11 protein-coding genes are annotated in these 13,648 nt (G+C 47.7%); all 11 read right to left on the bottom strand.

Going from position 1 to position 13,648, the window contains the following annotated elements; translation table 11 throughout:
• Window positions 1-2: 2 nt before the first annotated feature.
• The 11 genes from DWX23_RS13235 to DWX23_RS13185 all read right to left on the bottom strand — a co-directional run bounded on the left by DWX23_RS13235 (window position 3) and on the right by DWX23_RS13185 (window position 13,620).
• On the bottom strand, window positions 3-1,409 hold the full coding sequence (locus tag DWX23_RS13235) for a carbon starvation protein A (protein ID WP_122374832.1): 1,407 nt from the start codon (window positions 1,407-1,409) through the stop codon (window positions 3-5).
• Between the two features lie 154 nt (window positions 1,410-1,563).
• Window positions 1,564-2,016, bottom strand: a complete 453-nt coding sequence (locus DWX23_RS13230) for a GatB/YqeY domain-containing protein (RefSeq protein WP_122374831.1) — start codon at window positions 2,014-2,016, stop codon at window positions 1,564-1,566.
• A gap of 21 nt (window positions 2,017-2,037) precedes the next feature.
• Window positions 2,038-3,405 (bottom strand): cell division protein FtsZ, encoded by a 1,368-nt coding sequence (gene ftsZ / locus DWX23_RS13225; RefSeq protein WP_122351850.1) that lies wholly within the window; start codon window positions 3,403-3,405, stop codon window positions 2,038-2,040.
• A gap of 29 nt (window positions 3,406-3,434) precedes the next feature.
• Window positions 3,435-4,781 carry a cell division protein FtsA gene (gene ftsA / locus DWX23_RS13220; RefSeq protein WP_122351851.1) on the bottom strand — a complete coding sequence of 449 codons (1,347 nt, stop codon included), beginning with the start codon at window positions 4,779-4,781 and terminating at the stop codon, window positions 3,435-3,437.
• 5 nt (window positions 4,782-4,786) lie between these two features.
• Window positions 4,787-5,515 carry a cell division protein FtsQ/DivIB gene (locus DWX23_RS13215; RefSeq protein ID WP_122351852.1) on the bottom strand — a complete coding sequence of 243 codons (729 nt, stop codon included), beginning with the start codon at window positions 5,513-5,515 and terminating at the stop codon, window positions 4,787-4,789.
• Window positions 5,512-6,945: a UDP-N-acetylmuramate--L-alanine ligase gene (gene murC / locus DWX23_RS13210; protein ID WP_122374830.1), complete on the bottom strand. Its 1,434-nt coding sequence runs from the start codon at window positions 6,943-6,945 to the stop codon at window positions 5,512-5,514. Before murC ends, DWX23_RS13215 begins: the two co-directional genes overlap by 4 nt.
• Window positions 6,942-8,054, bottom strand: a complete 1,113-nt coding sequence (murG, locus tag DWX23_RS13205) for an undecaprenyldiphospho-muramoylpentapeptide beta-N-acetylglucosaminyltransferase (protein ID WP_122374829.1) — start codon at window positions 8,052-8,054, stop codon at window positions 6,942-6,944. The genes murC and murG overlap by 4 nt, the downstream gene beginning before the upstream one ends.
• Before the next feature lie 3 nt (window positions 8,055-8,057).
• The gene (locus tag DWX23_RS13200; RefSeq protein ID WP_122374828.1) at window positions 8,058-9,350 is read right to left on the bottom strand and encodes an FtsW/RodA/SpoVE family cell cycle protein; all 1,293 of its coding nucleotides are present in this window, start codon (window positions 9,348-9,350) and stop codon (window positions 8,058-8,060) included.
• Window positions 9,351-9,361: 11 nt separating this feature from the next.
• Window positions 9,362-10,696 carry a UDP-N-acetylmuramoyl-L-alanine--D-glutamate ligase gene (gene murD / locus DWX23_RS13195; RefSeq protein ID WP_122374827.1) on the bottom strand — a complete coding sequence of 445 codons (1,335 nt, stop codon included), beginning with the start codon at window positions 10,694-10,696 and terminating at the stop codon, window positions 9,362-9,364.
• Window positions 10,697-10,797: 101 nt separating this feature from the next.
• Window positions 10,798-12,057, bottom strand: coding sequence for a phospho-N-acetylmuramoyl-pentapeptide-transferase (gene mraY, locus DWX23_RS13190; protein ID WP_122351857.1), 1,260 nt, complete (start codon window positions 12,055-12,057; stop codon window positions 10,798-10,800).
• Window positions 12,058-12,147: 90 nt separating this feature from the next.
• The gene (locus tag DWX23_RS13185) at window positions 12,148-13,620 is read right to left on the bottom strand and encodes a UDP-N-acetylmuramoyl-L-alanyl-D-glutamate--2,6-diaminopimelate ligase (RefSeq protein WP_122374826.1); all 1,473 of its coding nucleotides are present in this window, start codon (window positions 13,618-13,620) and stop codon (window positions 12,148-12,150) included.
• Window positions 13,621-13,648 lie beyond the last annotated feature (28 nt).

Here is a 13,648-nt window from a genome sequence, read left to right as displayed (position 1 = left end):
TTTTACTGTTTTCTTTTCCACCATAAAAATGCGATCAATGTGATGATTGTAATCACCACGCCAATCGTCTGCGAAATAGCACCCCCCATACCTAATCCTTCCGGAGCGACAAAGATATACGTAGAACAAACGGCTGTCATAAACAAAGCCGGAATCAAGGTAACAATATACAGCTTTTTAGAACGCGCCAGAAAGACTGTCAATGCCCATAAAGTAAATACAGCCAGAGTCTGGTTCGTCCAGGCGAAATAACGCCAGATCATATCGAAACCGTCTTTATCTTTCAAGCTGTAAAGCAATATGCCTATAGCTACGATAAACAGAGGGATACAGATCATCAAACGACTTACCATACTTTTCTGCTCCTTATGCAGGAAGTCGGCAACGATCAGACGAGCCGAACGGAATGCCGTATCGCCGGAAGTAATAGGCGCTGCGATAACCCCCAACACCGCCAGTACACCACCGACCGTGCCTAACCATTCTTTTGTGATACTATCTACAATAACAGCGGCATTGCTCTCCCCCATTCCGTTGTTATGATAGAAATAAGTAGCAGCTGCAGCCCAGATCAAAGCTACGATACCTTCGGTAATCATAGCGCCGAAAAAGACCGGACGTCCCATATTTTCATTTTTGATACAACGTGCCATCAGCGGACTTTGAGTCGCATGGAATCCGGAAATCGCTCCACAGGCAATACTGACAAACATGATCGGGAAAATAGGCAGATTCTCCGGATGCTTATTTGTCAAACCGTCTGTCAACTCCGGTAACGGCGGATGATTCACAAACAACATCACCAAAATACCGACAGCCATAAACAGCAGGGCTGCGGCAAACAACGGATATATCTTACCGATAATCTTATCGACCGGTAATAAGGTAGCCAGGATATAATAGATGAATACAACAAATATCCAAAAAGTAGCATCAAGATATTCAGGTGTCAGCTTTGCCAGCAAACCTGCCGGACCTGCAACAAAGACAGCACCGACCAATATCATCAGAACCACAGTAAAACCACGCATAAACTGCTTAAAGTTGTTTCCGAGATAACGGCCGATGATCTCAGGCAGACTTTCTCCATTATGCCGCAAGGAAAGCATTCCTGCCAGGTAGTCATGAACCGCTCCGGCAAAGATCGTTCCCAAAACGATCCAGAGGAAAGAAGCCGTACCGAACTTCGCCCCCATTATGGCACCAAAAATCGGTCCGAGACCTGCGATATTCAGGAACTGGATCATAAAGACTTTCCAGGAAGACATCGGGATATAATCGACTCCGTCCTGATGAGTATAAGCGGGAGTTTTACGGGAAGAATCGATCCCGAAGATACGTTCTATAAAAGAACCGTAGATGAAATAGCCTGCAATAAGGGTTACCAGGCAGCAGATAAAGGTTATCATTGTATAAGAGTTATTAGAATGCGGTCTATGTTCTAAAAGAATGAGTCTAAAGAAAAATAAATGGGGAAAAAGGGTGTGTTATAGTTTCGTTAGACTGACTCTAACACACCCCTGCCCCTTTCAAGAGGGGATAAGTTACTTTCAAAGCGATATATTAGCTATTCAGCAAACGTTTTACCGTTTCTGAAATGGCACGTCCTTCCGCTTTTCCGGCAAGAGCTTTGGAGGCAACACCCATTACCTTCCCCATATCTTTCGGACCGGCAGCACCCACCTGAGCGATGATAGCTTTTATTTCTGTTTCCAGTTCCTCGGCAGTCATCTGTTTCGGGAGGTATGCTTCAAGCACTTTAACCTGTGCCAGTTCAGCCTCCGCCAAGTCTGCACGACCTTGCTGGGAATAGATTTCTGCTGAATCCTTGCCCTGTTTTACCAGCTTCTGGATCATCTTAGTCGCATCGGCATCTGACAGGGTATCGTTTGCTCCCGGAGCTGTTTTAGCTTCCAGAAAGACTTTTTTTACATTTCTCAGTGTTTCGAGGGCTACTTTATCTTTTGCCTTCATTGCGTTTTTAATGTCTTCGCTGACTCTTTCAAACAAATCCATATCTTAATTTCTTATTAAAAATTATCGGAAACTTATCACCTGCTTACCTCCTGTATCCGGCTTCTTTCCTTCCGGACGCGGAGCCGACGGAGCCGTTACGGTTGCCGATGATACCGGAATATCTCCACCCTGCACTTTAGAACGGGCACGAGCGATCACTTTCGGATCACGGTTATAAGTAGGATTATCTTCGATCAGGGCGATCAATGCGTCATCGTCCAGTTCATCCTGCGTTAATACAACAGCCTTGGCACGGGCTGCCACACGGCGCATACGCTGGCCGGAAGCACCGTAATATTTGTCGATCAGGTCTTTTTCGGCACGTTCCTTGTTCAACCGTTCTTCCTCCAAGCGAAGTTCTTCTTCGGTCATACGGCCCTGTTCGATCTGACGTTTCTCTGCGATCTGCGGAATATCTTCCATACCGAACCCGGTTGCAAGGATCGTCATTTTCACCCGTGTTCCGAGTGTATTGTCGATTGCCGTACCCCATATCACCTCGATATCGCGTCCGAAGCGTGACATGAAGTCATGCACATCGTTCATTTCTTCCATACGCAACTCGGCTTCTTCGCCGAATGATACGTTGAATAATATCTTCTTGGCATTGAATACATCGTTATTGTTAAGCAACGGAGAGTTCAACGCGTCTTCAATCGCCTGGCGCACACGGCCTTCTCCCTCACCGAAACCGTTACTCATCAATGCTACGCCACCGTCTTTCATGGTGGTGTTGACATCGGCAAAGTCAAGGTTGATAATACCCGGAAGGGTGATGATCTCAGCAATGCTCTTGGCGGCAATCGTCAGGGTATCATCCGCCTTTCCGAACGCATTCGTCATAGTCAGGTCGGAATAGATAGCACGCAGGCGTTCGTTGTTGATCACCAGCAGGGCATCCACATTCTTACTGATCTCCTCCACCCCGTTCAGGGCCTGGATAATCTTGCGTTCGCCTTCAAAAACGAAAGGTATGGTTACGATACCGACGGTCAGTATTCCCATATCCTTGGCGATGCGGGCAATAACCGGAGCAGCGCCCGTCCCCGTACCACCACCCATTCCGGCAGTGATAAAGACCATTTTGGTTCCATCGCTCAACATCTTACGGATATCTTCCATACTTTCCTCAGCTGCCATCATGGCACGTTCGGGCTTGTTACCAGCTCCCAGTCCCTGGGTGATATTACGGCCCAGCGGCACTTTGACCGGCACGTCCGAACGGTTCAGCGCCTGGTTGTCTGTGTTACACAGAACGAATGTAACATCATGTATACCTTCTTTGTACATGTGGGTAACAGCGTTACCACCACCGCCTCCTACACCAATTACTTTGATGATCTTAGGAGTATCTGTCGGATAATTGAAACTTAATATTGTGTCGTCCATTGTCTTCCGGTTTTAATCCATTCGCTGATTTACTTTATATCGTCTTCGTCGTCAAACAGGCTCTTGCCAAACGTATCTATTCCCTTGGTCAGGCGTCCGAACAGGCCGGGGCCTTTCTTCTTCTCCGGTTTCTTCTTGGGAGGTTCGGGAGCTCTCTTGGGTTCTTCCACAACGGGCTCTTCTTCCTTCTTCTCCGGTATCGGTTCAACTTTGGGAGGAATATAAAGGGCACAGTTTTCTGTTCCCCTTGCCAACAGGCCGACAGCGACAGCATATTCAGGATTGTTGGCGATCATCTCGCCACTTTCCACGATGCCTTTGCGTACGGCAGAATAGCGTACATCCATCTTCAAGCGTTCACGAATCACTTCAGGCAGGTTCTTCAGGGCGGCACCGCCACCGGTAATAATGATACCTGCACCCAGCGAATTCATCAGGCCGGTTGCTTCAAGACGGGCATATACATTTTCAAGTATCTCTTTCATACGGGCTTCGATCACATTATTGAGATCAGCCAGTTTAACCTCACGCAGTCCCATACCGTCGGCGGAACTCACCTGAATACTCAGGTCGTTGTCTTTTTCCATCAGGGCACTCCCATAGGTCAGCTTCACACGTTCGGCTTCAGCTTCCACCAGATGGAGACTGGTAATATCGCGGGTGATCAGGTTTCCTCCGAAAGGAATGACGGAAAGATTGACCAGCTGGCCGCCTTTATAAACCGTCAGTGTTGTCACTCCGGCACCGAAACCGATCAGGGCACACCCCAAATCTTTCTCGTTGTCGGTCAGCACTACATCGGCCAAAGCCAGCGGAGAGACAACGATATCGGCAATTTCTATTTTAGCACGGTCGGCAATACTGTTGACCACGTAACGCTTCAACGAAGGCCGTCCGACAATCAACTTATAACGTGCTTCAATCCGGGTACAGGGAATACCTACCGGATTGGGTTCTGGTTTGTCGTCTAAAACATAGGTAGGCGAAACCGCAGCCAGCACATCCAGCATGTCCGGGTGGTAATTGCAGCATTCCTCATACAGCCCCTTGATAATTTCCTCCGTCACTACTCCGTCTGTGCCCAGGATACGGGGAACCGTGTGGTCGATCGAACGCAACGACTGACCGCCGATACCGACATAAACCTTGCCGACTTTCGCGCCGTTCAGTTTATTCTCGAGCTTCAGGATAAGCCGTTTGATCTTATTCGCCGTTTCTTCCACATTATATACACATCCTCTTCGTATACAGGTAGCGGAGTTCTCAACTTCGTAGGCAATAATCGAGAGAGCGCCCGTCGGGCTCTTCGTTCCTACCATACCGACCATGTGAGAAGAGCCAAGGTCGATGGCTGCTATAAAGTCTGTGTATGCCATATTATCTATCTTTTAGTACAAACAATCTGATCTTTGTATTTTAAATTCAGTATACTGTATTTCTCCCAACCCGTTTTCGGAACGACTTTATCATAGAAGAGCCGTAGGTTATCCAGCTTTTCTTCAAAGTTGTCGAAAGAACCCAGTACAATACGATGGTTGCCCACCCGGGGAATCAGCTCCACTTCGTTATCAGGATGAACATAAATTTGTTCTATCTGATTATTCCAGAACTCATTCTCCTGCAAAAATAATGCAAATTTGTATAAGTCGGTTATCGCCAGCTCTTTTTCGACATATCCGCTTACTAAAGGAACATCGGCAACATAACGGAAACTGACCGGCATCGTAGTGCCGAGATTATCCACGTAGAAGTTCCCTCTGGAGCTTATCACACGCAAGATAGGAATTTTCTGCTCAACTTCAAGCTTAATGATCCCGGAAGGTGTTTTATAAGCTTCGACACGGGCGATCATCTCGTTCTTTTTCAGTTCTGTTTCTATCTTGTCGGTATTGATCGCGTCCATAGGCTTTTTGATCGGGTTCAGATCTGCCTTTTTAAGGATCGACACCAGGTCGCTTTCGCTTACGAAATGTTTGTCAAGACTGTCTTTCACCACGACCTGGAGATCCTGGCACATCTTGTCCTGCCTCATATCCCGGAAGAAAAAGGAAACAAACACGATGTAACAAAACAACAGTGTAGCTACTACTATGGAAACTATACGAATCACAATTTCTTATCCAATATTTGTTTTACAGGTTCGATCAACCGGTCGATATCACCGGCGCCGACCATCAATACAACTTCAAACGTATCCGCCTCTTTCGCTACCAGGTCGAGCAATTCGCTTTTGCGGATCAGCTTCCTGGAAGGAATAGTGACAGCATCGAATATGATTTCCGAAGTGACCCCCGGAATAGGTTCTTCCCGCGCAGGATAAATATCCAGCAGGATCAGTTCGTCCAACAGCGACAGGCTGGCGGCAAAGTCAGGTGCAAAGTCGCGTGTACGAGTGTACAGGTGCGGCTGAAAAATGCCCGTCACTTTGCGTCCGGCATAGAGTTCCTTAACGGATTGGATGCTGGCAGCCAGTTCGGCGGGATGGTGTGCATAATCATCGATCAGGACAATATTGTCTTTCTTCAGGTGGAAATCAAAACGGCGTTTCGGACCTCCGAAAGAAGCCATACCTCTTCTTATTTCTTCGGGTGTTACGCCGTTCATCCATGCCAAAGCGATGGCAGCAACACCGTTCTCTATGTTTACTTTTACAGGAACCCCCAACTGGATATCGGCAATACGGATATCAGGGCCTACGAAATCGAACCAAATCTCACCATTACCGATACGGATGTTTTCGGCATGGAAATCGGCTTTTTCAGTTGACAGTTGACAGTTGACAGATGACAGATGACCGTTATCTTCTTCAGCTCCAGTGTAGGTGAAGAGCTTAACGCCTTCTTTCAAGCGGGGTGTCACATTGATACATTTCTTCATAACCAGACAGCCGTCAGGACGAATCAGTGAGGTAAAATGCTCAAAGCTTTCACGATAGGCTTCTGCCGTACCATAGATATCCAGGTGATCCGGGTCGGCGGCGGTGATCACTGCCATATAAGGGGTCAGCCAATGGAAAGAACGGTCGAACTCATCGGCTTCGATGACGGTCAGGTCACTTTTATCGGAGAGCATCAGGTTACTGTCATAGTTCTTCAGGATACCGCCCAGGAAAGCATTACAATCTACATGCGATTGTTTCAGCAGGTGGGCAAGCATGGAAGAAGTCGTTGTCTTTCCGTGCGTCCCGGCAATACAAAGACCGCGTGAGCAGTTGGTTATTTCACCTAAGACACGGGCACGCTTCATAACTTCAAAGCCGTTCTGACGGAAATAGCTTAGTTCAGTATGCGATTCGGGAACGGCCGGGGTGTAAACTACCAATGTTCGAGCCGGATCTCTGAAGGTATCCGGTATCAGGGAAACATTATCTTCGTAATGAATAACGGCTCCTTCGCGATTTAGCTGAGCGGTCAGGTCGGAGGGTGTTTTATCGTATCCGGCTACTTGCTTTCCTTTTGAAAGGAAGTAGCGGATCAAGGCACTCATCCCGATTCCTCCGGCTCCGACAAAATAAACGGCCGTTATCGTATTTATATTCATATCGTTTTCTGTTCTATTATTTTAATAATCTCATCGACAATCTGGTCCGCACTGTGATGATGGGCCAACTTTTCTATATTACGGCTCATCAACGCCAGCCGTTCGTCGTCGTGAACGACTTCGAGCGCTTTCGTGACCAATTCCTGCTCCGCATCTTTATCAGCAACCATGATCGCCGCGTCTTTGTTTACCAAAGCAAGCGCATTTTTTGTCTGATGATCTTCCGCCACGTTGGGAGAAGGAACCAGAATAACCGGTTTCTTCAACAGGCAAAGTTCGGAAATCGAACTTGCACCGGCACGGGATATGATCAGGTCGGCGGCCGAATAGGCATAATCCATACGAGTGATAAAGTCGGAACACCAGACCGGCATACCACGATAGGCTTTCAGATGCTTGGTGGCTTCGTTGTAATAATAACGTCCGGTCTGCCAGATCACCTGTACATCGGAAGCGAACAGTTTGTCAAGGTCGCCCTGGATACTCCGGTTGATCGTCCTTGCCCCCAGGCTACCTCCTACCACCAGGATCGTTCTCTTCTCTGGCGATAGTCCGAAAAAGGACAAAGCCTCTTCCTTCTTATCGAGTGCTTCCTCTAAATCCTGACGGACAGGATTTCCGGTTACCACAATTTTTTCTGCAGGGAAAAACTTCTCCATTCCATCGTAAGCGACACATATTTTCGATGCTTTCTTTGCAAGCAACTTATTCGTCACCCCCGCATAGGAATTCTGCTCTTGAATCAGCGTCGGAATACCTTGCGAAGCCGCCATCCACAGAGTCGGACCACTGGCATAACCTCCTACGCCTACTGCAATATCGGGACGGAACTCACGGATCGTCTTCTTCGCCATTCCGAGACTTTTACGCAGACGGTTGAGCACCTTTATATTATTGAACAGGTGAGCACGGTCGAAACCGCTCACCGGTAAACCTACTATCTGATAGCCGGCGGCCGGAACCTTTTCCATTTCCATCCGGTCTTCCGCACCTACAAATAAGATTTCCGCATCAGGAAAACGTTTCCTGATGGTATTGGCGATGGAGATGGCCGGGAAGATATGACCTCCGGTTCCGCCGCCACTTATTATTATACGGTACTGTTTCATTTTCTATTTTGTTTCTGTTACTTCTTCCTCTGTTGCGGGTTGCGTATCAGGCACCCAGTTGGATATTTCTTCTTCCGTGATGGCCGGGGGTGCACCGGCACCTTCGGTTTCCTCTTCCGGAAGCTCATCTTCTTCATTACCCATATTAGCTCCGAAACGGCTTACACTCAGGATGATCCCGAAATAAATACAGGATATCACCGTAGATGTACCACCACGGCTAACCAACGGCATCGGCTGTCCGGTCACCGGTATCAGGTTGACTGCCACCGCCATATTGGCAAGTGCCTGCACTACGACCAACAAGCCGCATCCCAGCACAAGGTATTTCGGAAAGGCTTTATCGCATTTCCTGGCGATCATCCCGACTCGTACCAGCAACATGATATATAGCATCAGCACGAATACGCCTCCGACTACCCCCAACTCTTCTATAATAATCGCATAAATAAAGTCGGAATAGGCCTGCGGAAGGAAATCCCTCTGCTGACCGTGACCAGGCAACTGTCCGAACAATCCTCCGTGTGCAATTGCGATCTTTGCATGGGAGACCTGGTAGTTATCATCGGTTATCTTATATACACCATTTTCATCCGTATCCGATTCGTGCCCGTCGAAGAAACGTTCCAGACGCCCCTGCCACGTAGCAAAACGATCGGGCAAATATTGGGTGACTCCTGCCGGCGTAAACCGCAACAACACGATAAACAGGATAAGTGCCAATATCAGAACACCTGCCAGTTTACCCAGCTTCAACAGTGGCAATTGTCCGATAAACATCATCAGGAAACACACCCCGAATAACATGAAAGCCGTCGAAAAGTTTTCCGGAAGGATCAGCACGCAAGTCGTTCCCACCCCAATCAGGATATACTTGAATATCTGGTCGTCGGTAAACCTGCTCCGCTTGCTGAGCAGGAAGGCGATGAACACAATAGATGCCAGCTTCGCAAACTCGGAAGGCTGAAACTGTATCCCGAATATCTCCAGCCAACGGTGCGCATCATTGGCATTGATCCCCACAAAAGGCGTGACGATCAACATCAACACCGATACGGGAAGCAACAAAATAAACGCCGGAAAGAACCGGCACGGGACATTGTGCAGCAACAAGACAAGCACAAATCCCCCCAACAGGAAAGTGGCATGCCGGACGATCGGCGCCCAATGATTCGCGTTCTTGTAGGCGATCGTACTCGTAGCACTGAACACCTCAATCACCGAAATCAGGCACAGGAACATAAAGATGATCCATATCACCCGGTCGCCCTTGAATAATTTACTTGCCAGATCCATTTTAATTTATTTTACAAATTACGTACGCAAGCCTTAAACTGATCACCGCGGTCTTCATAACTCTTGAAGAGGTCGAAGCTGGCGCAACAGGGCGATAACAACACGGTGTCTCCCTTTTCTGCCAGTTTATAAGCCTTGCTTACCGCTTCTTCCATCGAGCGGGCATCTTCAATCTGCGCCACCTTTCCGTCGAAGAAAGTATGCAGCTTGTTATTGTCGACACCCAGAAAGATCAAGGCACGTACTTTTTGTTTTACAAGTTCTTCAATCTCGGAGTAGTCGTTACCCTTGTCCGTTCCGCCCAGTATCAGTACCAGTTTGGTCGTCATACTTTGCAAGGCATACCAGCAAGAGTTCACGTTCGTCGCTTTCGAGTCGTTGATATAATCTACTCCGCGTACACGGGCCACTTTCTCCAGGCGGTGTTCTACCCCGGTAAAGTCACTCAGTGAAGCTCGTATATTTTCATCGTGGATATCGACCACTTTGGATGCGATGCCCGATGCCAGCGAATTGTACAGGTTATGTGTACCCGTTAATGCCAATAAGTCCTGATCCATTGTAAATGTTCCGTTTGAGGTTTCAATTACTATTTGCTTATTATCCGTATATCCCTTCACGCCGTCTTCATGCGTTTCGGCGAATGGGTAAAGAGTAGCCGCAGGATGGCGTTTAGCGATCTCGCGGGCTATGATCGGGTCGTCGTTCCAGAAGATGAACGCATCTTCCGACGTTTGGTTCTGGATTATGCGGAACTTGGCGTTCACATAATTCTGCATCTCGTAGTTATAACGGTCCAGATGATCGGGCGTTATATTCAACAAGATAGCTATATCCGCTTTGAAGTCGTACATGTTGTCCAACTGAAAACTGCTCAGTTCGATCACGTAGACCGCGTGCGGGTCTTCGGCAACCTGTAATGCCAGGCTGTTCCCTACGTTTCCGGCCAGGCCGACATCCACTCCGGCTTCTTTCAGGACGTGGTATGTAAGCATGGTAGTCGTTGTCTTACCATTACTTCCGGTGATACAGATCATCTTCGAATCGGTGTATCGCCCGGCAAATTCGATTTCGGAGATGATATGCGTCCCCTGCGCTTTCAGTTTCCGGATCATCGGAGCCTTGTCGGGTATTCCGGGGCTTTTGATGATCTCGTCGGCATTCAGAATGTCGGCTTCGGTATGCTGTCCTTCTTCCCAACGGATCCCGTGGGCGTCGAGCATATCCTTATACTTGGGTTTGATAGACGAAAAGTCGGAAACGAACACGTCAAATCCTTTTGCCTTCGCCAACACGGCTGCACCTGCACCGCTTTCTCCTCCCCCTAATACAACAATCCGCTTCATAAAAAACTTTATTTTTTAGTTGACAGTTGACAAGTGACAGTTGACAGGTATCAGTCGCTAACCTTATCTGTCAACTGTCATCTGTCACTTGTCAACTGAATTTATCTCATCTTCAATGTCACAATCGTAATAACCGCCAGAATAATACCGATCAACCAGAAACGTACCACGATCTTCGATTCGGGCACCACGTTGAACGGTTTTTGCAGCAACGCTTGTATTCCTGCGTTTCCCGCCTTCTGGAAATGATGGTGCAACGGCGTCATCTTAAATATACGACGCCCTTCACCATACTTCTTTTTTGTATATTTGAAGTAGGCAACCTGTACCATAACCGAAATACTTTCAGCGAGAAAAATACCACAAAGAATCGGTATTAGCAACTCTTTACGTATAATTATAGCGAACACAGCAATAATACCTCCCAACGTCAAACTACCCGTATCTCCCATAAACACCTGTGCCGGGTATGAATTATACCAAAGGAAACCGACTGTCGCCCCGATAAAGGCAGCAGCAAAAACCACCAATTCCTCTGCACCGGGGATAAACATGATATTCAGGAAGGAAGCAAATTCGAAGTGGGCAGACATATAGGCCAATATACCCAATGCAACCCCGATGATAGCAGAACTTCCTGCCGCCAGTCCGTCCAGTCCGTCGGTAAGGTTCGCACCGTTAGAAACGGCCGTCACCACGAATATGGTCATCAAAACGAATACCAGCCAGGCTGCTTCTTCTTTATAATCGCCTGCCCAGCTAACCAGTTGGGCATAATCGAAATTATTATTCTTCATAAATGGAATGGTCGTCTTGGTCGATTTTGTTTCCACCGTGTGATAATGAACTTCCTCAATTACGTTATCGTGACGCACTTCCATATTCTCTTTGATCACGACATCAGGACTCATAAACAACACCAGCCCGACAATCAGCCCCAGGCCGACCTGACCTACGATCTTGAATTTACCGTGCATTCCTTCTTTGTTCTTACGGAATACTTTAATGTAATCGTCGGCAAAACCCAGGGCACCCAGCCAAACGGTGGTAACCATCATCAGGATCACATAGATGTTATTCAGTTTCGCACAAAGCAAGGTCGGAATCAGAATCGCAATGATGATAATGATTCCACCCATCGTCGGAGTGCCTTTCTTGCTCATCTGTCCTTCCAATCCGAGATTACGTACTGTCTCGCCGATCTGCAACATCTGCAAGCGGTCGATAATACGGCGGCCGATGGCTGTCGAGATGAACAAAGAGAGAATCAACGCCAATCCGGAACGGAATGATACATATTTAAACATACCCGCTCCAGGTAAGTCGAATTGATCCAGATAATTAAAAAGATAATACAACATAAAAACTTTGTTTTCAGTTGACAAGTGACAAGTGACAGTTGACAGTTATTTGTGATGTACATTTAACTGTCAACCATCATCTGTCAACTGTCAACTATTAAATATATTTCTTATTACTTCCCGGTCGTCAAAATGGTGTTTTACGCCTTTCACGTCCTGATAATCTTCATGTCCTTTACCGGCCACGAGGATCACATCGCCTTTCTTTGCCAGCATAGTCGCTGTCTTGATCGCTTGCATACGATCAGTGATGCAAAGCGTACGTTCCATATCCGCCTTACTCAGTCCGGCCACCATATCCTGAATGATCTCGTCCGGTTCTTCAAAACGAGGATTATCAGAGGTCAGGATCACCTGGTCGCTCAGTTTGGCAGCTTCTTTCGCCATCAGCGGACGTTTGCCTTTGTCACGGTTGCCACCCGCCCCCACCACGGTGATGATGCGGCCTCTGCCATCGAGCACTTCCTGGATGCCATTCAGTACATTTGTCAAGGCATCAGGTGTATGGGCGTAATCGACAATCGCCGTATAACCGAGCGGAGATTGTATCGTTTCAAAACGACCGGAGACCGAATGCAACGTACTCAGGACGATCAGCGTTTCCTCCGGGTCCTTCCCTAAAGAAACAGCAGCACCGTACACGGCCAACAGGTTGTAAGCATTGAAACGGCCTACGAAATGCACGATCACGTCACGTCCGTTGATAACCATTTCGGTTCCTTCAAAATGAGATTCGAGAATCTTTCCTTTGAAGTCTGCCAAGGTACGGAGCGAATAGGTCAGTTTCCTGGCCGCCGTGTTCTGGAGCATGACCAGACCTGATTTATCGTCTGCGTTAGTCAACGCAAAAGCATCGGCAGGCAGGTCGTCGAAGAATTTCTTCTTTGCCTTCAGGTAATTCTCTACCGTTTTATGATAATCCAGATGGTCGCGTGTCAGGTTGGTAAAAATACCACCGTCGAACGACAGGCCACTGATACGTTTCTGGTCGATCGAATGGGAACTGACTTCCATAAAGGCATATTCGCATCCGGCTTCTACCATGCGTGCCATCAGGCCGTGGAGGGTGATTGGGTCGGGCGTCGTATGATCGGTCGGGATCGCTTCGCCGTCAATATAATTGCATACGGTTGAAAGCAGTCCTACCTTATGCCCCATCTTACGGAACATTTCATACAATAAAGTCGCGATCGTCGTCTTGCCATTCGTTCCGGTAACACCTACCAGCGTCAGTTTGTCCGAAGGATTGTCATACCAGGTCGAGACGACCTTGCCTAATGCGTCCGCCGAATCTTTCACCCGGATAAAACAAATGTTTCTCCCGAATGAAACTTTCCTTTCTTCCGAAAGGGATGGAATTTCCTCGCAGATGACCGCTACGGCTCCTTTGGCAATAGCTCCGTCGATATAGGCATGTCCGTCGACTGCAGTGCCTCTGACCGCTACGAATAAAAAGCCGTTTTCCACCTTACGGGAGTCGGACTGGATACCTGTGATTTTTACATCATCAGCACCCACTGTTTCCAGTACATCCAACGTATGAATCAATTTCTTCAGTTCCATATTCTATCTGTTTGCAGACAGGTCAGAA

The sequence above is a fragment of the Parabacteroides sp. AF18-52 genome, assembly GCF_003479145.1.
GTDB classification, from domain to species: domain Bacteria; phylum Bacteroidota; class Bacteroidia; order Bacteroidales; family Tannerellaceae; genus Parabacteroides; species Parabacteroides faecis.
Note: the sequence above shows the minus strand (reverse complement) of the source record. Positions and strands in the feature narration are given on the sequence as shown.

Bases quoted from the DNA above. Each gene is read 5' to 3' on its own strand.
- DWX23_RS13230 (WP_122374831.1), bottom strand. From the start codon at position 2,016: ATGGATTTGTTTGAAAGAGTCAGCGAAGACATTAAAAACGCAATGAAG.
- DWX23_RS13200 (WP_122374828.1), bottom strand. From the start codon at position 9,350: ATGGATCTGGCAAGTAAATTATTCAAGGGCGACCGGGTGATATGGATC.
- murC (WP_122374830.1), bottom strand. From the start codon at position 6,945: ATGAATATAAATACGATAACGGCCGTTTATTTTGTCGGAGCCGGAGGA.
- murD (WP_122374827.1), bottom strand. From the start codon at position 10,696: ATGAAGCGGATTGTTGTATTAGGGGGAGGAGAAAGCGGTGCAGGTGCA.
- ftsA (WP_122351851.1), bottom strand. From the start codon at position 4,781: ATGGCATACACAGACTTTATAGCAGCCATCGACCTTGGCTCTTCTCAC.
- DWX23_RS13235 (WP_122374832.1), bottom strand. From the start codon at position 1,409: ATGATAACCTTTATCTGCTGCCTGGTAACCCTTATTGCAGGCTATTTC.
- mraY (WP_122351857.1), bottom strand. From the start codon at position 12,057: ATGTTGTATTATCTTTTTAATTATCTGGATCAATTCGACTTACCTGGA.
- DWX23_RS13185 (WP_122374826.1), bottom strand. From the start codon at position 13,620: ATGGAACTGAAGAAATTGATTCATACGTTGGATGTACTGGAAACAGTG.
- ftsZ (WP_122351850.1), bottom strand. From the start codon at position 3,405: ATGGACGACACAATATTAAGTTTCAATTATCCGACAGATACTCCTAAG.
- murG (WP_122374829.1), bottom strand. From the start codon at position 8,054: ATGAAACAGTACCGTATAATAATAAGTGGCGGCGGAACCGGAGGTCAT.